The organism is Allobrachymonas wangyanguii, from assembly GCF_045055315.1.
GTDB classification, from domain to species: domain Bacteria; phylum Pseudomonadota; class Gammaproteobacteria; order Burkholderiales; family Burkholderiaceae_C; genus Brachymonas; species Brachymonas wangyanguii.
Window position 1 is genome coordinate 1,665,713 of record NZ_CP173677.1, and the last position, 20,308, is coordinate 1,686,020.

Consider the following 20,308-nt stretch of genomic DNA (forward strand, 5'->3'; position numbering starts at 1 on the left):
CTCTTGCCGTATGCTGCCATAATGCGCCTGCCTGATGCCTCGAATCCCTTTGCAAAGCTCTTTCCATGACACCACGCACCTTCTTTTTTTCCAGTCGCCGTACCCTGCTGGCCAGCGCCCTGATGCTGACGCTGGGTACGCCGGCGCTGGCAGCCAAGCCGGCACCGCAAGTCCAGTTCACTACCAGCGAGGGCAACTTCGTGGTCGAGCTATATCCGGACAAGGCGCCCAAAACCGTGGCCAACTTCCTGCACTACGTGAAGGCGAAGCACTACGATGGCACCATCTTCCACCGCGTGATTCCGGACTTCATGATCCAGGGCGGCGGTTATGATGCCAAGCTGATCGAACGCCCGGCGCGCCAGCGCGTGGTGCACGAAGGTCGCCAGGCCTACCAGGCCGGCCTGCGCAACGTCACGGGCAGCATCGCCATGGCGCGCACCAATGATCCCGATTCTGCCGGCGCCCAGTTCTTCATCAACGTAAAGGACAACGGCTTCCTTGATCCGGTGCCGATTCCCGATGCCGATCCGGTGCCACGCTTTGTCTACCAGGGCCGCACTTACACCAACGTGTCGCGTGCCAGCCTGGAGCGCGCACCGCAGCTCTACGGCTACACGGTTTTCGGCAAGGTCGTCAGCGGCATGGACACCGTGATGCGCATACGCCAGCAGCCGACCGGCCCGCTTGGCCCTTTTGCCAGTGATGTTCCGCGCCACACCGTGCTGATCGAATCGGCGACACAGATAAAATAAGCGTTCGTCTGCCATTGGCAGCTCATTTTTCAGATACAAAGGCAACCCATGTCCAACCCCCAAGTCGAACTGCAGATCGCCGGCCTCGGCAACATCACCATCGAACTGGACGCCGAAAAGGCGCCCGTGACCGTGGCCAACTTCCTGGAGTACGTGAACAAGGGCCACTATGACGGCACCATTTTCCACCGCGTGATTCCCGGCTTCATGATCCAGGGCGGCGGTTTCGTCCCCGGCATGGACCAGAAGCCCACCGCTGCCGAAATCAAGAATGAAGCCGACAACGGCCTGAAGAACGACAAGTACACCATCTCCATGGCCCGTACTTCTGCGCCGCACTCTGCCAGCGCCCAGTTCTTCATCAACGTCGCCAACAACGACTTCCTGAACTTCAAGTCCCCCACGGCCCAGGGCTGGGGCTATGCGGTATTCGGCAAGGTCGTGAGCGGCACGGAAGTGGTCGACCAGATCGCCAAGGTCGTGACCGGCCGCCGCGGCTACCACGATGATGTGCCGAAGGACGACGTGCTGGTCGAGAAGGCCACCGTGCTCTGATCTGACAGCGCTATCGCACAGGCCACGCAGCCCCTCGCTGCCGTGGCCTTTTTCTTGATCCGATTCCCGCCACACGCCCATGAGCACGCCTGCCCCCACGCACCCGATTCCTGACGCCGAACTGCTGCTGGCCGATGCCGGCTGGCACACCATCGACTGCATTTCCGACCTGCACCTGCAGCAGGACGGCGCCACCTGGCAGGCCCTGCTCGGCTACCTGCGCCAGACGCCGGCGCAGGCCCTGTTCCTGCTCGGCGACATCTTTGAAGTCTGGATCGGTGACGATGTGCTGCAGGACAGCAACCATGCTTTCGAGCAGCTGGTGGCTGACGAGCTGGCCGCATTGGCGGCACGCGGCTGCCAGGTGTTCCTGATGCATGGCAACCGCGATTTCCTGCTGGCACAGGCCTTCTGCGAGCATGCGCAGGCGCGCCTGCTGCCGGACCCGAGCGTGCTGCAGCTGCCCGATGGCGAGCGCGTGCTGCTCAGCCACGGCGATGCGCTATGCATTGATGATGTGGCCTATATGCAATTCCGCCAGACGGTGCGCAACCCGGCGGTGCAGCAGCAATTCCTGCAGCAGCCGCTGGCCGTGCGCATGGCGATGACGCAGCAGATGCGCGCCCAGAGCGATGCACGCAAGAACGAACTGGGCGTGGAAGGCTATGCCGATGTGGATCCGGCACTGGCGCGTGCCTGGCTGCAGGCGCATGACGCTGCCACGCTGATCCATGGCCATACGCACCGCCCCGGCGAACACGCCCTGCATCTGCCGGAAGACAGCTGCGCGCTGCAACGCATCGTGCTGAGCGACTGGCAGCTGGAGCCCGGCCGCGGCCCGCAACGCGCCGAGGTGCTGCGCTGGCAAGCCGACCATGCTGGCTGGCAGCGCCTGCCACCAGCGGCCGCCGTCTGAATCCACCTGAATCCGCCTGCTTTCAGGCATGAAAAAACCGCCTTGAATTCAAGGCGGTTTTTGGTGCTGCATGGCAGCTTGCGCTGCCATGTGGCTGACCTGTGCTTACTTGGAAGCAGCAGCGTCAACAGCAGAAGCAGCAGCGTCCACAGCGGAAGCAGCGGCGTCAACTGCGGAAGCAGCAGCGTCGGTAGCAACAGCAGCAGCGGAAGCAGCGGCGTCAGCCGTAGCGGAAGCAGCGTTGTCCACGGTGGTAGCAGCAGCGGAAGCAGCAGCGTCAACAGCGGAAGCAGCAGCATCAGTAGCGGAAGCAGCAGCAGAAGCGGCTTGCACAGCAGCGTCTTCTTTCTTGCCGCAAGCGGTCAGGGCAGCAGCAGCGATAACAGCAGCGATCAGGTAAGACTTGTTCATTTTTTCAATCCTTGAGGAATGTGTTGGGTACGAAACAGTTTCCGGGAGTGTTTTCTGCCTGTCGGCAGAAGACGGGAGGAAGCCCGTTACTTGCCCCCTGCACCGCATTATAGGGAAAACACCCGCTAAGCTGACAGAAGCTGACACCCTGCTTGTGAGCAATTGTCAATCTGTTGTCAGCTTGCCACATCATTGCTGCAATGCAGCACCTGTATGGCCCCAACCATCATCAGCCCAGGACAGCAACAGCGCCCGCGCCTCCTCGCTCGCCGTAGCCAGCGCGTCGGCATCGAGCTGGCGCTGGTTGGCCAACTGGCGCATCAGCGCCGCATCTTCCCCTGCAGCGCGGTAGCTTTCACCGTTGATGAACACATGGCGCTCGTCATACAACATGCGCGTACGGCGATCCAGCCAGAAGCAGGCCTGTAGCACCTCGGGCTGCTGCTCCGGCACGTCAAACCAGACGTTGGCTTTCGGTTCGGTCAGGTATTCGCCCAAGGCGCATGCCAGATTGTCATCATCCTGTAACGCTTCTGCAATGGCCTGCCGCGCAAAATCCTGCATGCTGACCGGAATCGCCGCCGAGGCCTGTACCGCCGGCTGGTCGGCATCTTCATACAGATCCTCGCCCAGCGCATCGGCAGCCGGATCGGCCATGCGGCCCAGCAGTTCACGTGCCAGATCGCCACGCTGCGGCACGCGGAAGCCGATGGAATAAGTCATGCACTCGCCATCTTCGGCGATGCCGTCATGCGCCCAGCCCGGCGGCAGGTAAAGCATGTCGCCCGGCTCCAGCACGAACTCCTCTTCCGGCTGGAAATCGGCCAGGATGCGCACCGGCAGATCCGGCACCAGCGTTCGATCTTCCTGGCGGCCGATGCGCCAGCGGCGCTTGCCCATGGCCTGCAGCAGGAACACATCGTAGCTGTCAAAGTGCGGACCGACGCCACCGCCTTCTGTAGCGTAGCTGATCATCACGTCGTCAAGGCGCGCATCGGGAATGAAGCGGAACTGCTGCATCAGCTGGTGCACCGCGGCATCGTGCAGGTCCACGCCCTGCACCAGCAGCGTCCATTTCGGCTCGTCGTAATCCGGCAGGTCTTCCGCCTCGAACGGGCCACGCTCCATCTGCCAGCCACCATCTGGAAAATCGCCGATCAGGCGCGATTCGACCTCGTCCTGGCTGGCCAGATCGGCCAGTTCCTCGCGGCTGAGCAAGGGCTGGAAACCGGGAATCGCCTGGCGGATCACCAGCGGCTGGCGCTGCCAGTATTGCTGCATGAAATCGGCGGGAGAAAGTTGACCCAGCAGGGCCATGGGGATTTGCGTGTTCATGGGACAATTGTGCAATGGAAAACACCACAGATACCGATACCCCTGACACCCCTGCCGTCACTGACCAGTCGGTGGTGGCCCTGACCTGGGTCATGAAAGACTCCATGGGCGATGTGCTGGACGAGCTGGAAGACCCGGTCGAATTCCTGGTCGGCGGCGATGACCTGCTGAACAGCATCGACCAGGCGCTGATTGGCCGCCAGGTCGGCGACACGATCAAGCTGGATCTGGAGCCGCTGGACGCCTTTGGCGATTACGACGAGAACCTGATCTTCCTGGAAGCACGCACGCTGTTCCCGGCCGAGACCGAGGAAGGCATGACGTTTGACGGCCAGGGCCTGCCCGCCGGCTGCAGCGCGGACATCCCGCAGGACGCGCTCTATATCGTGACTGACCTGTATCCCGATCACGTGGTGCTGGACGGCAACCACCCGCTGGCCGGCATCAGCCTGCACCTGCAGCTGCGCATCCACGGCGTGCGCGAAGCCACGGTGGACGAAATCGGTCGCGGTTCGGCCGGCACCGGCTTCTTCAAGCTGGAGCCGGGGGCGCAGTTGCTGCCGGGCAACGATACGCTGCACTGAGTTCATCCCTACCCTGCAAACGCAAAAGGCGGCTCATGGAGCCGCCTTTGTCATGTCTGGATCAGCCGATCAGATCACGACCGGTAATCCGCATTGATGCTCACGTAATCGTGGCTGAAGTCGCAGGTCCAGACCGTGTCGGAGGCATCACCGCGACCCAGTTGCACGCGCACGGTGATCTCGGCCTGCTGCATCACGCGCTGGCCATCCGCTTCCTGGTAGGACGGGTTGCGGCCACCTTGCGTGACCACATGCACGTCATCCAGGTAGAGCTCGATCTTTTCCTGGTCCAGATCGGTGATGCCGGCATATCCTACCGCCGCCAGGATGCGGCCCAGATTCGGGTCGCTGGCGTAGAAGGCGGTCTTGACCAGCGGCGAATGCGCGATCGCATAGGCCGCCAGACGACACTCCTCGGCGGTCTTGCCGCCTTCGACCTGCACCGTGATGAACTTGGTGGCACCCTCGCCATCGCGCACGATGGCCTGTGCCAGCTTCAGTGCCACCGCCTGCATCGCCGCCTTCAGCGCCTGACCGTCAGCGCTGTCGAGCGAGGTGATCTCGGCATGGTCGGCCTGGTTGCTGGCGATCACGACAAAGGAATCGTTGGTGGAGGTATCGCCATCGATGGTGATGCGGTTGAACGAGCCATCAGCCAGCTCACGCGCCAGCTGTGCCATCACGCCCTGGCTGACACGCGCGTCGGTGGCCAGAAAGCCCAGCATGGTGGCCATGTTCGGGCGGATCATGCCGGCACCCTTGCTGATGCCGGTGATGTGGACGCTAGCACCGCCGATTTCTGCCGTGGCACTGTAGGCCTTGGGCAGGGTATCGGTGGTCATGATGCCTTCGGCGGCCACGGCCCACTGGTCCGGCGCGGCTGCGGCGATCGCATCCGGCAATTTGGCGATGATGCGATCCACCGGCAGCGGCTCCATGATCACGCCGGTCGAGAACGGCAGGATCTGCTGCGGCTGCACGCCAAGCTGTGCCGCCATGGCATCGCAGGTCTGGCGCGCATGCTGCAGGCCGCTGGCACCGGTACCGGCGTTGGCATTGCCGGTGTTGACCACCAGTGCGCGAATGGCCGCGTTGTCGGCCGCCAGATGTTCGCGGCAGACCTGCACCGGTGCGGCGCAATAGCGGTTCTGCGTAAATACGGCACCAACGCTGGCACCCTCGTCCAGCAGGATCACGGTCAGGTCCTTGCGGTTGGCCTTGCGCACACCGGCTTCGGTCACGCCCAGACGCACGCCGGCGACCGGATGCAGATCTTCGGGACGGGGGGCTTGGAGTTGTACGGGCATGGAAGCTCCTGCAAAAAAGAAGGAAAAATCAGCTCAGCTTGCCGTGGCACTGCTTGTACTTCTTGCCACTGCCGCAGGGGCAGGGATCGTTGCGACCGACTCCAGCCAGGGCCTCGGGCGGCAGCGAGCCGTCTTCACCCAGCGGCACACCGGCGTTCTGCTGCGGCTCGCCGGATTCATCGGGCGAAGTGTAGGTGATGTTGATGTAGCCACCACCGTCGTTGCCCACCATCTGGTCGGCGGCCTGGTCCAGCTGCTCGGGCGACTGGATACGCACCGTCATCAGGATGCGGGTGACATCATTCTTGATCGCGTCCAGCATCTGGCCGAACAGTTCGAAGGCCTCGCGCTTGTATTCCTGCTTGGGCTGCTTTTGCGCATAGCCGCGCAGGTGGATGCCCTGGCGCAGATGGTCCAGCGCGCTCAGGTGCTCGCGCCAGTGCGTGTCAATGCTCTGCAGCACCACGGCACGCTCGAAGTTGACGAACTGCTCTTCGCCGACCAGCTCCAGCTTGCTCTGGAAGGCGGCATCGGTTTCCTGCAGTACGCGCTCCAGGATGTCCTCGGAGGTCATGCTGCTGGACTGCTCGACCTCGGCGCGCAGGTTCATGGGCACGCCCCACTCTTCGGCCAGCACTTTTTCCAGGCCGGGCAGGTCCCACTGCTCTTCCATGCTTTCCGGCGGCACGAAGGCGTTCACCAGATCGGTGAAGCAGCCGTGGCGCAGGCCGTCCACGACGTCCTGCACGCCCAGCGACTCCAGCACCTCGTTGCGCTGGCGGTAGATCACCTTGCGCTGCTCGTTGGCGACGTCGTCGTACTCGAGCAGCTGCTTGCGGATATCGAAGTTGCGCGCCTCGACCTTGCGCTGCGCGCTCTCGATGCTGCGCGTCACCATGCCGGCCTCGATGGCCTCGCCTTCGGGCATCTTCAGGCGGTCCATGATGGCGCGTACGCGGTCACCGGCAAAGATGCGCATCAGCTGGTCGTCCAGGCTCAGGTAGAAGCGCGAGGAACCCGGGTCACCCTGGCGGCCGGAACGGCCGCGCAGCTGGTTGTCGATACGGCGCGATTCGTGGCGCTCGGTCGCGATGATGCGCAGGCCACCCAGCTCACGGATGGCGTCGTGGTCGGACTGCCAGTTATCGCGCAGGCTGGTGATGCGCTGCTGGCGCGTGGCGTCGTCAAGCGAAGTGTCGGCCTCGACGGCGGCAATCATCTTTTCCAGGTTGCCACCCAGCACGATGTCGGTACCGCGACCGGCCATGTTGGTGGCAATCGTGATCATCTTGGCACGACCGGCCTGGGCCACGATCTCGGCTTCGCGCTCGTGCTGCTTGGCATTGAGCACCTGGTGCGGCAGGCCAGCTTCGGTGAGCATGCCGGAGATGATCTCGGAGTTCTCGATCGAGGTCGTGCCGACCAGCACCGGCTGGCCACGCTCGTAGCAGTCACGGATATCGTCAATGGCAGCCTGGTACTTCTCGGGCGTGGTCTTGTAGACGCGATCCAGCTGGTCCTGGCGCGCACTCGGGCGGTTCGGCGGGATCACCACGGTCTCGAGGCCGTAGATTTCCTGGAATTCGTAAGCCTCGGTATCAGCGGTACCGGTCATGCCGGACAGCTTTTCATAGAGACGGAAATAGTTCTGGAAGGTGATCGAGGCCAGCGTCTGGTTCTCGGCCTGGATCGGCACGTTTTCCTTCGCTTCCACGGCCTGGTGCAGGCCATCGCTCCAGCGGCGGCCTGCCATCAGGCGGCCGGTAAATTCGTCCACGATGACGATTTCCAGCCCCTTCTCACCCTGCTGCACCACATAGTGCTGGTCGCGGTGGTACAGGTTGTGCGCACGCAGGGCGGCGTACAGGTGGTGCATCAGCGTGATGTTGGCCGGGTCGTACAGCGAAGCACCTTCGGGCAGCAGGCCGATCTTGCTGAGCAGCTCTTCGGCGCGTTCGTGACCCTGGTCGGTCATGTAGACCTGATGCGCCTTTTCGTCCACGGTGAAATCGCCCGGCTTGGTCACGCCTTCGCCGGTCAGCGGATCGGCCTCGCCCTCCTGGCGTGTCAGCTGCGGCGCGACCTGGTTCATCACGCGGTACATCTCGGTATGGTCGTCGGCCTGGCCGCTGATGATCAGCGGCGTGCGTGCCTCGTCGATCAGGATCGAGTCCACCTCGTCGACGATGGCGTAGTGCAGCGGACGCTGCACGCGCTCGTTCAGGTCGTAGACCATGTTGTCGCGCAGGTAGTCAAAGCCGAATTCGTTGTTGGTGCCGTAGGTGATGTCGGCGGCGTAGGCCTGCTGCTTCTCGGCGCGCGCCATGTTGGGCAGGTTGATGCCCACCGTCATGCCCAGGAAGTTGTACAGACGGCCCATCCACTGCGCGTCACGGCTGGCCAGGTAGTCGTTGACCGTCACCACGTGCACGCCCTTGCCGGTGAGTGCATTCAGGTAGACCGGCAGCGTGGCAGTCAGGGTCTTGCCCTCGCCGGTGCGCATTTCGGCGATCTTGCCTTCGTGCAGCGCCTGGCCACCAATCATCTGGACGTCAAAGTGGCGCATCTTCATGATGCGGCGCGAGGCCTCACGCACCAGCGCAAAGGCTTCGGGCAGCAGGCTGTCGGTGCTGGCGCCATCGGCGATGCGCTGGCGGAATTCCGCGGTCTTGGCCGGAATCTGTTCGTCGGTGAGTTGTTCGTATTCTTTTTCGAGGGCGTTGATGCGCGAGACGACCTTGCGGTACTTGCCCAGCAGACGGTCATTGCGGCTGCCGAAGATTTTTGTCAGGATTGTGGCCATGCATCTACATCACCGCCTGCGCTGTGGCAGCGCCAGACGGCCATGTCCTTGGTAGGTAATGAAAACCGGAGCACCGGGATAGGGAAATCCGAAAAAGGCTACATGGGGGCAAAAGGCCGTACTGCAAGCCACCTCCCCATGCCGGACCCGGCTCCCGCTGCCGGATAAGACGATCTATTCTACTCTTGCCACCTGTCTGCCATGTGTCACCAGCCCCTGCGCGTGTGACAAGGTGCTGCACGGCGGCGGCGACTGGCCGATAATCCCTGCATGAAGCGCAAGCATTACGCCATTCACGTCAACCAGGCTGCCGAGGAAGCACCGATCCTGGGATCCTTGCTGCAGTGCATGCAGCTGTCGCAGCAGTGCAGTCAGAGCATTGCGCGACTGGTGCCGCCGATGATGCGCAGCCGCATCACCTGGGGTGCGGTGCAGGACGGCGAGTGGTGCGTCATCATTTCCGGCAATGCCGTGGCGGCCAAGGTGCGCCAGCTGCTGCCGCTGTGGCTGTCGCGGTTGCAGCAGGACGGCCTGCCGGTGCAACGCATCCGGCTGCACATGGCCGGCAGCCGGCCGCAGCGCTAGTCCGGCAACCTCAGAGATCCGGGTTCAGGAATTCGCGCGATACTGCCACGCCCAGCGCATGGATGCGCTCGAGGAAATGCGTCAGGTAGGCATGCAGCCCGGTGTGCAGGATCTCGCGGATATCGCCATAGTGCAGATCGGTCTGCAAGCGGCCGGCCAGCCGGCGTGACAGGCTGCCGCTGTGCATGCCGGCCCCGATGCTTTCCAGATTACCCACCACCTGGTTCAGGCAGTAGGCGAGCGAACGCGGCATATCCGGGCGCATGATCAGCAGCTCGGCCACGCGCTCGGGCGTGATGACATCGCGATAGACCTTGCGGTAGATCTCGAAGGCCGAGACGCTGCGCAGGATGTGGCTCCAGTAGTAGAAATCCAGCTCCTCGTCATCGTCAAGATCCATGGCCGGCGTGTGTTCGCTGCCATGGAATTTCACATCGAGCAGTCGCGCCGTGTTGTCGGCACGCTCCAGAAAAGTGCCCAGCCGCATGAAGTGCAGTGCCTGATCGTGCAGCATGGTGCCCAGGATCACGCCGCGCGACAGGTGGGAATGGTGCTTGACCCATTCCAGGAAGCGGCTCGGATCGGTGCGCAGCACATCGGTTTCCAGCAGTTTCTGCGCCTCGAGCCAGATCTGGTTGTAGGTTTCCCAGACTTCGGTGGTGAGCGTGCCGCGCACCGCGCGGGCGTTCTCGCGCGAGGCATGCAGGCAGGACATGATGGACGCCGGGTTGTCCAGATCGGCGACCATGAAATCGATCACCTTGTCGGGCTGGATCCGACCGTGTCGGCGCTGGTAGGCCGGCAGCAGTTCGCAGATCGACAACAGACCGGACCAGCCCTGTTCGGCCTGGCTGGCCGATTGCGGCAGCAACATGGTCTGGTAGTTGACATCGAGCATGCGCGCGGTATTTTCCGCACGTTCGATGTAGCGGGACATCCACAGGAGGTGATCGGCGGTTCTGGAGAGCATGCGCGTTTCCGGTTTTGGCGTGTAAGGTGAAAAAGCAGATCAGGCGGATCAGACGACCCAGGTGTCCTTGGTGCCGCCGCCCTGCGAGGAGTTGACGACCAGCGAACCCTCCTTGAGCGCAACCCGGGTCAGACCACCCGCCACCATCTGCACCGAGGCGCCGGACAGCACGAACGGGCGCAGGTCGATATGGCGCGGGGCAATGCCCTGCTCCACATAGGTCGGGCAACTCGACAGGCTCAGCGTCGGCTGGGCGATATAGCGTTCGGGGTGCGCCTGCAGCACCTGGCGGAATTCCGCCACCTCGGCCTTGCTCGCCGTCGGGCCGATCAGCATGCCGTAGCCGCCAGCGCCGTGCACCTCCTTCACCACCAGCTCGTCCAGATGCGCCAGCACATGGCGCAAGTCATCGGGCTCGCGGCAGCTCCAGGTCGGCACATTCGACAGGATCGGCTTTTCCCCCAGGTAGAACTCGATCATCTTCGGCACATAGGGGTAGATCGACTTGTCATCGGCGATGCCGGTGCCGACTGCATTGCAGATGCTGACCCGGCCACTGCGGTAGGCTTCCATCAGGCCGGCGCAGCCCAGTGCCGAATCGCTCCGGAACACGCGCGGATCGAGAAAATCATCATCGATGCGGCGGTAGATCACGTCAATGCGCTGCGGTCCCTGCGTGGTACGCATGTAGACAAAACCGTCCTTGACGAACAGGTCCTGGCCCTCGACCAGCTCCACACCCATCTGCTGCGCCAGGAAGGCGTGCTCGAAATAGGCGCTGTTGTACATGCCAGGCGTCAGCACCACCACCACCGGATCGGACACCGCCGCCGGCGCACAGGAGCGCAGTGTTTCCAGCAGCAGGTCAGCGTAATGCGCCACCGGCTCCACCTGGTAGTGGCGGAACAGTTCCGGGCACAGGCGCATCGACATCTTGCGATTTTCCAGCATGTAGCTGACACCGCTGGGCACGCGCAAATTGTCCTCGAGCACGAAATACTCACCCTGCTGCGTGCCATGGCTGGCCCGCACGAGATCGATGCCGCTGATGTGCGAGTAGACGCCATGCGGCACCGCCAGCCCTTCCATCTGCGGGCGATACTGTGCGTTCTGCAGCACCTGCTCTGCCGGAATCACACCGGCCTTCAGGATCTCCTGCCCATGGTAGACATCGTGGATAAAGCGGTTGAGCGCCGTGACGCGCTGCGACAGCCCCTGTTCCAGCCGCTGCCATTCCTGCGCCGGAATGATACGCGGCACCAGATCGAACGGGATCAGGCGCTCGGTGCCGGCACCATCCTCGTCCTTTTCGCCGTACACGGCAAAGGTGATGCCGACCTTGCGGAAGATCATCTCGGCCTCTTCGCGCCGGCGCACCATGGATTCGGCCGTCTGGCCGCGCAGCCATTCGGCGTAGCGCAGATAGTGCTCACGTACCTGGTCCTCGGCGTATGGCAAGGAGGCATACATTTCATCAAAGGCGGACATGATCAACGGAACTCCTCAAGGTGTCTGCTGCGTCAGGCAAGATGCAGGGATCATGCCTGAACTTGTACCCGGACGGCAATACGGCATTTACGGCAAGCGGTGCGACCAGAAATGCGCCTCCTTGACGCGTTCGCAATCCACCTCCGCTTGCCAGGAATTCCACGATGCCGCACCGCAGACATCGCTGCGCACCACGCTGCTGCCCTGCTGCTGCAGCCGTTGCAGCACCTCGGCATGCGGATGGCCGTAGCGATTCCGGTAGCCATGCTGGATCAGCGTCCAGTGCGGTTGCACCGCCTGCAGCCAGGCCGTGCTGGTGGAGCTGTTGCTGCCATGGTGCCCGGCCAGCAGCACATCGGCGCGCAGCTGCGCAGGCGGATAGCGCTGCAACAGCCGTTCCTCGCTGACAAATTCGGCATCGCCCATCAGCATGGCAGTCTGCTGGCCGTTGCTGACGCGCAGCACGCAGCTGGTGCTATTGCCCCAGTCGCCCGCCGCCAGGTCCTGCGCAGACGGGTAGAGCACCTCGAACTGCACACCATCCCAGTCCCAGCGCTGCCCGGCCAGGCAGGGCTGGATCGTCAGCTGCGCCTGCAGCGGATGGTCCGGCTCGATCACACCCGACACCCTAGCCTGCGGTTGGCTCGCCAGCAGGGACAACAGGCCGCCCACATGGTCGGTATCGGAATGGCTGAGCACGATGCGATCCAGCTGCAGGCCTTGCGCCGCCAGCAGCGGTGCCAGGATGCGCTCGCCAGCATCGGTATGGCGGCCAATAGCGGGGCCGGTGTCGAACAGCAGGCTGTGGCGTGCCGTACGCAACAGCACGGCACCACCCTGCCCCACATCCACCGCCTGCAGGCTGAAACCACCAGCGGGCGGTGCCGGAGCCTGCCAACCCAGTACCGGCACCAGGCAGACCGCACCCAGCGCACGCCACCACAGCGGCAGGCGCAGGCACAGCAACGCGCCACCAGCGATGCCGATGGCGCCAACCCAGACCGGTGCCATCGCCGTGCCGTAGACCGCCCACGGATAGGCCGCCATCCAGACCAGCCCCGGCCAGCACCATTCCAGGATCACACCAGCCAGCGTCCAGAGTGGTGCCCACAGCATGCCCAGCATCGCCAAGGGCGTGACCAGTACGGTCACCAGGGGCACGGCCACTGCATTCGCCAGTATGCCGACCACCGACACCTGGCCAAACATCAGCAAGGCCAGCGGCGTCAGCGCCAGTACCACCACCAGTTGCTGCTGGCCAAACGCGAGTACTGCTGCCAGCAGGCGCGCCCACCAGTTGTCTGGGGTTTCGGATTTCGCCGAATCACCTGTCAGGAACAGCACCCCCACTGCCACAAAGCTCAGCCAGAAACCCGGCTGCAGCAAGGCCAGCGGATGCAGCGCCGTCACCAGCACCGCAGCCGCACCGAGCACCGCATGCCAGGGCCATTGCCGGCCACTGCAGCGCAGCAAGGCCACCACCGCCAGCATCCAGACCGTGCGTTGCGCCGGTACGCCCCAACCGCTGAACCAGGCATAGCCAGCTGCCAGCAGGCAGGCACCGATGGCCGCCGCATGCTGTGCCGGCAACCACAGGCAGCACGGCCAGCCCCGGCGTGCCGTCCAGCGCCAGCCCCAGCCGACCAGGGCCGCTGCCAGCCAGGCAAACATGGTCACATGCAGGCCGGAAATACTCACCAGGTGCGCGATGCCAGTCAGCCGGAACACGGTCCAGTCGTCCTGCGCTATCGCTGCCTGATCCCCCACCACCAGCGCCACCAGCAGATTGCCGGCGCGCTGGCCCTCTGCATCCCCTGCGCTCCAGCGCGTCCGGATCTGCTCACGCACGTGCAACCGTGCCCGATCCAGCGCATGCTGCGGAGACAGCCAGCCCGCATCGGGCAGACGCATGGCGCCCTCCTGTGCACGCACCTGCGCCGTGGCGCCCAGCCCCTGCTCCCACATCCAGCGCTCCAGATCAAAGCCGAAGGGATTGCGATAGCCATGCGGCCGGCGCAGCTGCAGGCTGAGCTGCCAGCGCTCGCCCGGCTGCACGCAAGCCTGGCACTGCCCGGCAACCGCCTCTTGCGACCAGCCCAACGACAGGCGATCAGGCAGGCGCACGGCACGGCCATCCGGGAGCAAGGCCTGCTCCACCAGGAATTCGAAGCGCGACCCGTCCGCCGACCACTGCGGCAGGCCTTGCACCACGCCGGTGACCAGCAAGGTCTGCCCCTCCAGTTCCGGATCCAGCTGCTGTGCCTGCATGCCATGCGCCTGCCAGCCCGCCACGCCCCAGCCCAGACAGGCCAAGGCCAGCCACAAGGCCGACAAGGCGCGGCGCTGTTTCAGGCACAATCCGATGATGCCAAGTGCCAGCAGCACGGCCAGCTGGTAATGCAGCAAGGCCGACAGGCTGGCCTGTTGCAGCTGCAGCCAGATTCCGGCCAGCCAGGCCATAGCGCCTCCCGTGATGCCCGGCGACGGCCAGATCCGGCTGGACTGCCTTACCGTATAGTAATTATTTTGTATTAATATTTGACGCATGCCGCGATGGTAGCGCAAATCCCTCCCACTTCACCAGGAGCCCCCATGTCCGATATCTACACCCGCCTCGAAGCCCAGGGTATCAGCCTGCCGCCGGTCGCCGTGCCGGCTGCCGCCTATGTGCCTTACATGCAAACCGGCAACCTGCTGTTCCTCAGCGGCCACATCGCCCGACGCGATGGCACAGTCTGGACCGGCCAGCTCGGCAAGGACATGGATACCGCCACCGGCGCCCAGGCGGCACGTGCCGTCGCTATCGACCTGCTCGGCACGCTGCAGGCCGCCACCGGTGACCTGAAGCGCATCAAGCGCGTGGTCAAGGTGATGAGCCTGGTCAACTCCACCAGCGACTACACCGAGCAGCACCTGGTCACCAACGGCTGCAGCGAGCTGCTGGGCGAACTGTTCGGTCCGGAAGTGGGCACGCACGCGCGCAGTGCCTTTGGCGTGGCCCAGCTACCGCTGGGTGCCTGCGTCGAAATCGAGATGATCGTGGAACTGGCCTGATGGCCTGAACATGGTGGCGCGCCAAGGTGCGCCTGTGCCTTATTCCCAGGACAGCAGGTACATGGCGTAGAACGGTACGCCCGACAGCATGGTGAAGCCACCCATGGCCATCGCCAGCGTCCAGTCATAACCCGCCATCACGTCCTTGCAGTCCAGCTGCTTCAGGCGCCCTTCCAGGGCCTGCAGGCTGCCGGCGTGCGTCAGGCCCCAGCGCAGCTTGGCTCCCGTCTGACGCAGCGAAGGATGCCAATAGGCCGAACCGCAGGCCAGCTGGCTGAAGGCATCCATCACCATCTGCGAACCGATCGGCAGGTGCGTGGCCAGGCTATGCAGCAGGTCTCGCACCTGTTCCGGGTCCAGATACATGGTGACGCCTTCCAGCATCACGAACACCGGACGCGTGCCAATCTGCTGCAGCGGCAACTGCTGCCACCAGTCCGGCGCGGTGAGGTCGAGCGTGACAGCATGATGACGCGCATTGATGCAGGGAAGAAGTTGCTCACGCAACTGCATCACCTCAGGCAAGTCGGCATCGACCATGATGCTGCTGCCACTGTCCAGCCACTGGAAATACTGGCTCAGGCCACAGCCCAGATTCAGGAACACGGCATCCGGATGCTGCTGCAGAAACGCCAGCGCCTTGTCGAGGATGAACCGGGTACGGACCAGCACGCCCCAGATGCTGTGGCGATCTTCCGCCCAGCGCGATCCGTCGTCGCCCATGGACTGCAACACACCGGCAGCATACTGGTCATGAATGGCCAGTTGGGGAAACATGGCATCGCCGAGCGCGCGTCCTGCCAGCGGGATGCGCAAGGTAGAAGGGACCGTAGTCAGCCCTGAAGCCAGGGTCAGCGGGCTAGCCCGATCTGCACCAGTACTGCGTGCCATATCCATGATTCTTCTCAGGTTATTGCACCGGCACAGCGCCGATGCTGTTGCTTTATACATACATGCTACCGTACGTATGTGACGCACGATCGTGCTTTATAACTAGCCCAAGGGTTTACCCCAGACGCAAAACGGCCACACCTGGACAGGTGTGGCCGTTTTGCAGGTCAGCGGGGCCAATCGCCCGCCACCATGGGGTCAACAGCAGCGACCGATACCGCCGCCGTAACGTGCCTGCTGCCGGTTGATGAAGAACTCTTCGTAAGTCATCGCCGGCTGGTCCGGATGGGTGCGCTTCATGTGCGCCAGGTAGTTGTCATAGCTGGGAACGCCCACCATCAGACGGGCGGTCTGGCCGAAGTAACGGCCGGCGGCAGTCAGTTTCTGGAACATGCTGATGTCTCCTTCAGTGGGACTTGGCCATGGCCTCGGCAGGCAAGGGCTCGTACGGCACTTCATGCATCACCGGCTGTGCCTGCTTGCGCGCAGCCAGCGATGTACGGATACCGTAGAACAGGATAACCACAACCACCGACATGAACAAGGCCGTCAGGGCCGCATCCAGGCGGTTGTTGAACACCAGGCGGCTCATTTCTTCCATGGACTTGGCCGGGGCCAGCAACTGGCCCGACTGCATCGCGGCATCAAACTTGTTGGCCAGCGCCAGGAAGCCGATACGCGGATCGGTATGGAACAGCTTCTGGAAACCGGCGTACATGGTGATGATCAGCAGCCAGACCGTGGGCACGATGGCGACCCAGGCGTAGCGGTCCTTCTTCATCTTGAACAGCACGGTCGCCACCAGCGTCAGCGCGATCGCGGCCAGCATCTGGTTGGCAATGCCGAACAGCGGCCACAGCGTGTTGATGCCGCCCAGCGGATCGACCACGCCCTGGTACAGGAAGTAGCCCCACAGCGCCACGCAGACGGCGGTAGCCACCAGGTTGCCGATCAGCGAATCGGTCTGCTTCAGCGCCGGCACAAAGTTGCCCAGCAGGTCCTGCAGCATGAAACGGCCGGAGCGGGTACCGGCGTCCACCGCGGTCAGGATGAACAGCGCCTCGAACAGGATGGCAAAGTGGTACCAGAAGGCCATCATGCCCTCGCCACCAAACACCTGGTGCAGGATGTGGGCCATGCCCACCGCCAGCGTCGGTGCGCCACCGGCACGCGAGATGATGGTGGATTCACCCACATCGGCCGCGACCTGGTTCAGGATTTCCGGCGTGATGGCAAAGCCCCAGCCGTTGATCACGGCAGCCGCCGATTCCGGCGTGGTGCCCAGCACCGCTGCCGGTGCGTTCATGGCAAAGTAGACGCCCGGGTCAATCACGGACGCAGCGATCAGCGCCATGATGGCCACGAACGATTCCATCAGCATGCCGCCGTAACCGATCAGGCGTGCGTGGCTTTCGTTTTCCAGCATCTTCGGCGTGGTGCCGGAAGAAATCAGCGCGTGGAAGCCGGACACGGCGCCACAGGCAATCGTGATGAACAGGAACGGGAACAGGTTGCCGCTCCAGGCCGGGCCGGTGCCGTCGATGAAACGGGTCACGGCCGGCATCTTCATCTCGGGCGCGATGAACAGCACGCCGCATGCCAGACCGACAATCGTGCCGATCTTCAAGAAGGTGGACAGGTAGTCACGCGGTGCCAGCAACAGCCACACCGGCAACACGGCAGCAACAAAGCCGTAGATCACCAGCGCCCAGGTCAGCTGCTTGCCGTCCAGGTCAAAGTGCTGCGCCAGCGAAGGTGTCTCGGCCACCACGCCGCCATAGTACAGCGCCCACATCAGCATCAGGAAGCCGATGACGGAAATCTCGCCGATACGGCCCGGGCGCAGGTAGCGCATGTACAGGCCCATGAAGATGGCGATCGGGATCGTGGCGGCCACGGTGAACGTGCCCCAGGGGCTGTGCGTCAGCGCCTTCACCACGATCAGGGCCAGCACCGCCAGAATGATGATCATGATCATGAAGGTGCCGAACAGCGCAATCACGCCGGCCACCGGACCCATTTCGGACTTGATCAGGTCGCCCAACGAGCGGCCGTCACGGCGCGTGGACACGAACAGCACCATGAAGTCCTGCACCGCGCCGGCAAACACCACGCCAGCCAGGATCCACAGCATGCCGGGCAGATAGCCCATCTGTGCGGCCAGGACCGGGCCGACCAGCGGGCCGGCGCCGGCAATCGCGGCAAAGTGGTGGCCAAACAGCACACCCTTGTTGGTCGGCACATAGTCCAGACCGTCGTTGTGACGCCAGGCCGGCGTCATGCGCGTGGCATCCAGGCCAAGCACCTTGTTCGCAATGAACAGGCTGTAGTAGCGGTAGGCAATCAGGTAGACGCACACTGCAGCCACGACAATCCACAAGGCATTGATGGACTCCCCTCGCTGCAGTGCCACGTAGCCGAGTGCACCTGCCCCGGCAATGGCTACCACCAGCCACAGGAGCCGGGATAACATTTGATTCATGCTGAACTCCGTATAAAAACTTCCGGCGTGATTGTCGGAATGTAGCGGTTGTATCAGACCGTGACCATACGTGTCATGTTTTTCAACTAATTAGTCCTCCAGGCAACAGGGTTTCTGGTCCAATGTCACGCCTGTCTCACACAGCGCCTGGCGACTTCCTGCACAATCACGCCCATGACCTGGATTGACAAACTCAGGAGCGGCGTATCCTCGCTGTTCCGCAAACGCAAGCGCAGCAGCCCTCCTGCCGCTGCCCCCGCCAGCCCGCCACCTCCGGCATCGACTGCCCGCCCGCCCGCGCCCCTGCGCGGCCGCATCGAGCGCGGTGAAGAATTCCAGCCCGGCGTGGGCAGCAGCGATTACCGCCTGTTCATTCCGCTGCAGGCTGATCCGCAGCGCCCGCGCCCGCTGGTGCTGATGCTGCACGGCTGCAAGCAAAACCCGGACGATTTTGCCGCCGGTACCGGCATGGACCAGCTGGCCGATACCGAAGGCTTTTTCGTGCTCTACCCGGGCCAGAACCGCAAGCGCAACCCGCAAGGTTGCTGGAACTGGTTCTCGCGCCGCAACCAGCGCCGTGACTGGGGCGAACCGGAACTGATCGCCTCCATGGTGCGCAAGGCCATGCAGGACCATCCGGTCGATCCCTCGCGCATCTATGTCGCCGGCCTGTCGGCTGGCGGTGCCATGACGGCCCTGATGGCACGCAACTACCCCGACCTGTTCGCTGCCGCAGCCATCCATGCCGGCCTGCCGCCCGGTGCTGCCACCAGCATTCCCGGTGCCTTCAGCGCCATGCGGCGCGGCGCCCGCGGCACAGCGCTGCCGGATGGCCACCCGCCCGTGCCGGTACTGGTGCTGCAAGGCGACCGGGACGAAACCGTGCACCCGGACAACGGCCTGAACACGATCCAGGCCATGCTGCCCGGCGATTGCAGCTCGGTCGAACAACGCATCAGCACCCCGGGCCGCGACGTCACGCTGACACGCTACCTGACGCCCGGAGGCAGCATCGCTGGTGAACTGTGGCTGGTACACGGCCTGGGCCATGCCTGGAGCGGCGGCCATCCGTCCGGCAGCTATACCGATCCTACCGGCCCCAATGCCAGCGATGAATCGCTGCGCTTCTTCCGCCAGTACGTCAACCCGCGTTCACGCAGCGCACGCTGATCAGCGATTGGGCGGGATGGCGTAGGTGCCCACCACGTGGGCCACTGTTTCTTCCGGCCGGCCTTCGGAGTACAGGAGCACCTCGCCCATCGCCTGGCTGCGCCCGACCTTGAGCATGCGGCAGCGCGCCATCACCGGCCGGTCGCCCGGCGGCTTGCGCAGGAAATTGGTGGTCAGGTTGGTGGTTACCGCCAGCGGCACGATGCCGATGCGCGTAAACAGCGCCACATACAGGGCTACGTCGGCCAGTTCCATCAAGACCGGTCCGGAGACCGTGCCGCCCGGCCGGATCTCGTCCTGACCCACCGGGTGCGACAGCACCGCCTCGCCATCGCCCAGCGATTCGATCACGCACTTGGTCTGGGGAAACTCGCGCGCCAGAAAGGCGCTGATTTCTTCTTTGGTCAACATCGGCTGTCTGCTCCTGTGGCTCTGGAATGGAACGCATCAGGATAACGACCTTGACGTAAACGTAAATTCAGGGTTTTCCTGAATCCAGTCCCCGCCAGGCACACCCCTAAAATGGAACGACCGTCTTATTTTCAGGATTTTCCCATGCGCATCTGGCACCAACCCGTCACCCTGGAGCAGATCAACCAGCTCAACAGCGGCTGCGCCGTCAGCCACCTTGGCATCGAATGCACCGCCCTGGGCGACGACTTCCTGACGGCACGCATGCCGGTGGATGCGCGCACGCGTCAGCCCTTTGGCCTGCTGCACGGCGGCTGCTCGATGGTGCTGGCCGAAACCCTGGCCTCGGTCGCCTCGGTCTGCACCGTGGATACGCAGCAGTTCCTCTGCGTCGGCCAGGAAATCAATGCCAACCACGTACGCGCGGTACGCGAGGGCTGGGTGATCGGCACGGCACGCCCGGCCCACTTGGGCCGTACCAGCCAGGTCTGGGAAGTGCGCATCACCGACGAACAGGACAAGCTGGTCTGCATCTCGCGCGTCACCATGGCAGTGGTGCCGCGCGCGGCGCTGGAAAAATCCCGCGCCTGA

Annotated in this window: 19 protein-coding genes; 8 read left to right on the forward strand and 11 right to left on the reverse strand. The window is 63.7% G+C overall.

The window, feature by feature from the left end:
• Window positions 1-65 precede the first annotated feature (65 nt).
• The 3 genes from ACI3EV_RS08070 (at window position 66) to ACI3EV_RS08080 (ending at window position 2,226) form a co-directional block, all read left to right on the forward strand.
• The gene (locus tag ACI3EV_RS08070; protein ID WP_337691903.1) at window positions 66-755 is read left to right on the forward strand and encodes a peptidylprolyl isomerase; all 690 of its coding nucleotides are present in this window, start codon (window positions 66-68) and stop codon (window positions 753-755) included.
• Between the two features lie 48 nt (window positions 756-803).
• Complete coding sequence (locus ACI3EV_RS08075) at window positions 804-1,310, forward strand: peptidylprolyl isomerase (protein WP_329770944.1); 507 nt, start codon at window positions 804-806, stop codon at window positions 1,308-1,310.
• Between the two features lie 79 nt (window positions 1,311-1,389).
• A complete protein-coding gene (locus ACI3EV_RS08080) occupies window positions 1,390-2,226 on the forward strand; it encodes a UDP-2,3-diacylglucosamine diphosphatase (protein ID WP_329770946.1) in 837 nt (278 codons plus the stop codon).
• 105 nt (window positions 2,227-2,331) lie between these two features.
• On the opposite strand, the gene ACI3EV_RS08085 is transcribed toward ACI3EV_RS08080, so the two are convergent.
• Both ACI3EV_RS08085 and ACI3EV_RS08090 read right to left on the reverse strand, forming a co-directional pair.
• Entirely contained in the window at window positions 2,332-2,637 is a 306-nt protein-coding gene (locus tag ACI3EV_RS08085) for a hypothetical protein (protein ID WP_329770948.1), read from the reverse strand.
• 189 nt (window positions 2,638-2,826) lie between these two features.
• Window positions 2,827-3,972 carry a cupin domain-containing protein gene (locus ACI3EV_RS08090; RefSeq protein WP_329770950.1) on the reverse strand — a complete coding sequence of 382 codons (1,146 nt, stop codon included), beginning with the start codon at window positions 3,970-3,972 and terminating at the stop codon, window positions 2,827-2,829.
• A gap of 14 nt (window positions 3,973-3,986) precedes the next feature.
• Between ACI3EV_RS08090 and ACI3EV_RS08095 the strand changes: the two genes are divergently transcribed.
• Entirely contained in the window at window positions 3,987-4,556 is a 570-nt protein-coding gene (locus ACI3EV_RS08095) for a peptidylprolyl isomerase (RefSeq protein ID WP_329770951.1), read from the forward strand.
• Window positions 4,557-4,630: 74 nt separating this feature from the next.
• Here the strand turns inward: ACI3EV_RS08095 and argJ are convergent, their stop codons facing one another.
• Together argJ and secA are read right to left on the reverse strand one after the other, a co-directional pair.
• A complete protein-coding gene (gene argJ, locus ACI3EV_RS08100) occupies window positions 4,631-5,863 on the reverse strand; it encodes a bifunctional glutamate N-acetyltransferase/amino-acid acetyltransferase ArgJ (protein ID WP_329770953.1) in 1,233 nt (410 codons plus the stop codon).
• 28 nt (window positions 5,864-5,891) lie between these two features.
• Complete coding sequence (gene secA, locus ACI3EV_RS08105) at window positions 5,892-8,666, reverse strand: preprotein translocase subunit SecA (RefSeq protein WP_329770954.1); 2,775 nt, start codon at window positions 8,664-8,666, stop codon at window positions 5,892-5,894.
• Window positions 8,667-8,936: 270 nt separating this feature from the next.
• Between secA and ACI3EV_RS08110 the strand changes: the two genes are divergently transcribed.
• On the forward strand, window positions 8,937-9,251 hold the full coding sequence (locus ACI3EV_RS08110) for a hypothetical protein (protein ID WP_337691902.1): 315 nt from the start codon (window positions 8,937-8,939) through the stop codon (window positions 9,249-9,251).
• A 10-nt stretch (window positions 9,252-9,261) separates the two neighbouring features.
• Here the strand turns inward: ACI3EV_RS08110 and ACI3EV_RS08115 are convergent, their stop codons facing one another.
• From ACI3EV_RS08115 to ACI3EV_RS08125, 3 genes are all read right to left on the reverse strand, one after another.
• Window positions 9,262-10,221 carry an alpha-E domain-containing protein gene (locus ACI3EV_RS08115; RefSeq protein ID WP_337691901.1) on the reverse strand — a complete coding sequence of 320 codons (960 nt, stop codon included), beginning with the start codon at window positions 10,219-10,221 and terminating at the stop codon, window positions 9,262-9,264.
• Between the two features lie 48 nt (window positions 10,222-10,269).
• A complete protein-coding gene (locus tag ACI3EV_RS08120) occupies window positions 10,270-11,709 on the reverse strand; it encodes a circularly permuted type 2 ATP-grasp protein (protein WP_337691900.1) in 1,440 nt (479 codons plus the stop codon).
• Between the two features lie 87 nt (window positions 11,710-11,796).
• Window positions 11,797-14,169 (reverse strand): DNA internalization-related competence protein ComEC/Rec2, encoded by a 2,373-nt coding sequence (locus ACI3EV_RS08125; protein ID WP_337691899.1) that lies wholly within the window; start codon window positions 14,167-14,169, stop codon window positions 11,797-11,799.
• Window positions 14,170-14,301: 132 nt separating this feature from the next.
• On the opposite strand from ACI3EV_RS08125, the gene ACI3EV_RS08130 reads away from it, so the two are divergent.
• Window positions 14,302-14,763 carry a RidA family protein gene (locus ACI3EV_RS08130; RefSeq protein WP_329770963.1) on the forward strand — a complete coding sequence of 154 codons (462 nt, stop codon included), beginning with the start codon at window positions 14,302-14,304 and terminating at the stop codon, window positions 14,761-14,763.
• A gap of 39 nt (window positions 14,764-14,802) precedes the next feature.
• On the opposite strand, the gene ACI3EV_RS08135 is transcribed toward ACI3EV_RS08130, so the two are convergent.
• The 3 genes from ACI3EV_RS08135 to cstA all read right to left on the reverse strand — a co-directional run bounded on the left by ACI3EV_RS08135 (window position 14,803) and on the right by cstA (window position 18,136).
• Window positions 14,803-15,540, reverse strand: coding sequence for a class I SAM-dependent methyltransferase (locus ACI3EV_RS08135; RefSeq protein ID WP_329770965.1), 738 nt, complete (start codon window positions 15,538-15,540; stop codon window positions 14,803-14,805).
• Window positions 15,541-15,852: 312 nt separating this feature from the next.
• Complete coding sequence (locus ACI3EV_RS08140; RefSeq protein ID WP_329770967.1) at window positions 15,853-16,047, reverse strand: YbdD/YjiX family protein; 195 nt, start codon at window positions 16,045-16,047, stop codon at window positions 15,853-15,855.
• 13 nt (window positions 16,048-16,060) lie between these two features.
• Complete coding sequence (gene cstA / locus ACI3EV_RS08145) at window positions 16,061-18,136, reverse strand: pyruvate/proton symporter CstA (protein ID WP_337691898.1); 2,076 nt, start codon at window positions 18,134-18,136, stop codon at window positions 16,061-16,063.
• Window positions 18,137-18,310: 174 nt separating this feature from the next.
• Here cstA and ACI3EV_RS08150 point away from each other — a divergent pair, with 174 nt between their 5' ends.
• Window positions 18,311-19,306, forward strand: coding sequence for a PHB depolymerase family esterase (locus ACI3EV_RS08150; RefSeq protein WP_337691897.1), 996 nt, complete (start codon window positions 18,311-18,313; stop codon window positions 19,304-19,306).
• Here ACI3EV_RS08150 and ACI3EV_RS08155 read toward each other — a convergent pair whose 3' ends face one another.
• Window positions 19,307-19,717, reverse strand: a complete 411-nt coding sequence (locus ACI3EV_RS08155; protein ID WP_337691896.1) for a PaaI family thioesterase — start codon at window positions 19,715-19,717, stop codon at window positions 19,307-19,309.
• A 144-nt stretch (window positions 19,718-19,861) separates the two neighbouring features.
• Between ACI3EV_RS08155 and ACI3EV_RS08160 the strand changes: the two genes are divergently transcribed.
• Window positions 19,862-20,308, forward strand: coding sequence for a hotdog fold thioesterase (locus tag ACI3EV_RS08160; protein WP_329770974.1), 447 nt, complete (start codon window positions 19,862-19,864; stop codon window positions 20,306-20,308).

Excerpts from the sequence above, each read along its gene's own strand:
- ACI3EV_RS08155 (WP_337691896.1), bottom strand. The coding sequence starts at position 19,717 with ATGTTGACCAAAGAAGAAATCAGCGCCTTTCTGGCGCGCGAGTTTCCC.
- ACI3EV_RS08150 (WP_337691897.1), top strand. The coding sequence starts at position 18,311 with ATGACCTGGATTGACAAACTCAGGAGCGGCGTATCCTCGCTGTTCCGC.
- ACI3EV_RS08080 (WP_329770946.1), top strand. The coding sequence starts at position 1,390 with ATGAGCACGCCTGCCCCCACGCACCCGATTCCTGACGCCGAACTGCTG.
- ACI3EV_RS08135 (WP_329770965.1), bottom strand. The coding sequence starts at position 15,540 with ATGTTTCCCCAACTGGCCATTCATGACCAGTATGCTGCCGGTGTGTTG.
- ACI3EV_RS08095 (WP_329770951.1), top strand. The coding sequence starts at position 3,987 with ATGGAAAACACCACAGATACCGATACCCCTGACACCCCTGCCGTCACT.
- ACI3EV_RS08075 (WP_329770944.1), top strand. The coding sequence starts at position 804 with ATGTCCAACCCCCAAGTCGAACTGCAGATCGCCGGCCTCGGCAACATC.
- ACI3EV_RS08160 (WP_329770974.1), top strand. The coding sequence starts at position 19,862 with ATGCGCATCTGGCACCAACCCGTCACCCTGGAGCAGATCAACCAGCTC.
- ACI3EV_RS08110 (WP_337691902.1), top strand. The coding sequence starts at position 8,937 with ATGAAGCGCAAGCATTACGCCATTCACGTCAACCAGGCTGCCGAGGAA.
- cstA (WP_337691898.1), bottom strand. The coding sequence starts at position 18,136 with ATGAATCAAATGTTATCCCGGCTCCTGTGGCTGGTGGTAGCCATTGCC.
- ACI3EV_RS08125 (WP_337691899.1), bottom strand. The coding sequence starts at position 14,169 with ATGGCCTGGCTGGCCGGAATCTGGCTGCAGCTGCAACAGGCCAGCCTG.
- ACI3EV_RS08085 (WP_329770948.1), bottom strand. The coding sequence starts at position 2,637 with ATGAACAAGTCTTACCTGATCGCTGCTGTTATCGCTGCTGCTGCCCTG.
- ACI3EV_RS08120 (WP_337691900.1), bottom strand. The coding sequence starts at position 11,709 with ATGTCCGCCTTTGATGAAATGTATGCCTCCTTGCCATACGCCGAGGAC.
- ACI3EV_RS08140 (WP_329770967.1), bottom strand. The coding sequence starts at position 16,047 with ATGTTCCAGAAACTGACTGCCGCCGGCCGTTACTTCGGCCAGACCGCC.
- argJ (WP_329770953.1), bottom strand. The coding sequence starts at position 5,863 with ATGCCCGTACAACTCCAAGCCCCCCGTCCCGAAGATCTGCATCCGGTC.
- ACI3EV_RS08115 (WP_337691901.1), bottom strand. The coding sequence starts at position 10,221 with ATGCTCTCCAGAACCGCCGATCACCTCCTGTGGATGTCCCGCTACATC.
- ACI3EV_RS08130 (WP_329770963.1), top strand. The coding sequence starts at position 14,302 with ATGTCCGATATCTACACCCGCCTCGAAGCCCAGGGTATCAGCCTGCCG.
- ACI3EV_RS08090 (WP_329770950.1), bottom strand. The coding sequence starts at position 3,972 with ATGAACACGCAAATCCCCATGGCCCTGCTGGGTCAACTTTCTCCCGCC.
- secA (WP_329770954.1), bottom strand. The coding sequence starts at position 8,666 with ATGGCCACAATCCTGACAAAAATCTTCGGCAGCCGCAATGACCGTCTG.
- ACI3EV_RS08070 (WP_337691903.1), top strand. The coding sequence starts at position 66 with ATGACACCACGCACCTTCTTTTTTTCCAGTCGCCGTACCCTGCTGGCC.